The organism is Pedococcus sp. P1_H8 (assembly GCF_056405175.1).
Genome location: NZ_JBFUCP010000023.1, coordinates 1 through 1,338 on the forward strand (window position 1 = coordinate 1; position 1,338 = coordinate 1,338).

Sequence of the window (1,338 nt, forward strand, 5' to 3'; positions counted from 1 at the left end):
CGACGCTCCTATGCTTCGTCAAGCAGCTGCGGCCCCACTTTCAAGCAGGCGGTAGAGGTCGCGGGCGATGTAGCGAGCCAGGCAGCGTTTGATCTCGCGGCCGGTCTTGCCTTCGGCGGTTCGGCGAGCGACGTAGTCGCGGGTGGCGGGTTGGTACTGGATCCGGATCTGGACCACGGTGTGCAGTGCCGTGTTGAGGTGCCGGTCGCCGTAACGGTTCAGTCGATACCGCGTGGTGACCTGGCCGCTGTTGGCCGGGATCGGTGCCACGCCGGCGAGCATCGCAAACGCGGCCTCGGAGTGCACGCGGCCTGGGTGGGACCACGCGCACAACACCGTTGCCGCGACGATCGGTCCGACGCCGAACTCCTCGAGCAGGTCAGGGCGCCAGCTGCGGATGATGGCCAGGATCTCCTTTTGCAGCTCACGTGCCTCCTTCAGCATCGCGTGCGCGCGACGAGCCAATGTGCGCAGCGCGACGACAGTGCTGGTCGTTTCGACGTCCCACGCTGAATGAACCCGCAGTTTGGCGGCAGTGTTGAGCATCGCGGCGAGCTTTTGCCCACGGAACCGGACGCGGATCGGTTCCGGCGCGGCGATCACGAGGCTGAAGACCTGTAGCTGCGCCTCGGTGGAGGCATTGATCGCTGAGCGGCGTGCGGTCAAAAGCACTGACAGGGCTTGGCGTTCGCCTCCGCTGCGCGGTGTTCCCAACCGCGGTCGCGCCATCGCCTCGCGTGCGGCTCGGATCGCATCAAGGGGGTCCGACTTCGCGCCGTTGCGTCGCGCAGTCCGCTTCGGACGGTCCAACTCGATGACGAGCTCCGATGACTCCAGCAGGTGACGGGTCAAGCCGGCGCCGTGGCCGCCGGTTCCTTCGATCGCCCATGCCCGCGACATCGGGTGGTTGTTGGCGAACTCCACCAGCTCGGCATAGCCCGCGGCTGTTGCCGCGACGGTGATCTCGCCAAGGACACCACCGGTCGCGGCGTCGATGACCGCCGCGGAGTGGGTATGGACGTGGGTGTCGACGCCGATGACGACATCGACCAGGTCACGTAGATCGGTCAGACTGTTCATGCGTTCTCTCCTTCGCCGGATGGGACGTGGTTCCGGTCCGGGACGAAGGCTCGGCAGGACTGTGATGAGACACGCTCGGCGCCGCTAACGCCGGGTGGTCAAGCTCCTAATCAGGCCAGCTCCTCCGACCGGGCCGGGGCCGGCGACCGCGAGCGGACACGTCGCACCAAGGCACGAAAGCCAGTCACACCGGGGGTCACACCCGCAGCCGCCAACCCACAGCCCATCACCATCAGGCTGCAAAGGCGATCCTCACAG

The 1,338-nt window shown here is 66.7% G+C and carries 1 protein-coding gene; it reads right to left on the reverse strand.

Translation table 11 applies throughout. The annotated features are described in order from the left end of the window. Positions 1-18 precede the first annotated feature (18 nt). Entirely contained in the window at positions 19-1,080 is a 1,062-nt protein-coding gene (locus AC1DYG_RS18595; RefSeq protein ID WP_477641353.1) for an IS110 family RNA-guided transposase, read from the reverse strand. Positions 1,081-1,338 lie beyond the last annotated feature (258 nt).

What these genes read in the sequence shown, in the direction of transcription:
- AC1DYG_RS18595 (WP_477641353.1), bottom strand. Translation starts at nt 1,080, where the DNA reads ATGAACAGTCTGACCGATCTACGTGACCTGGTCGATGTCGTCATCGGC.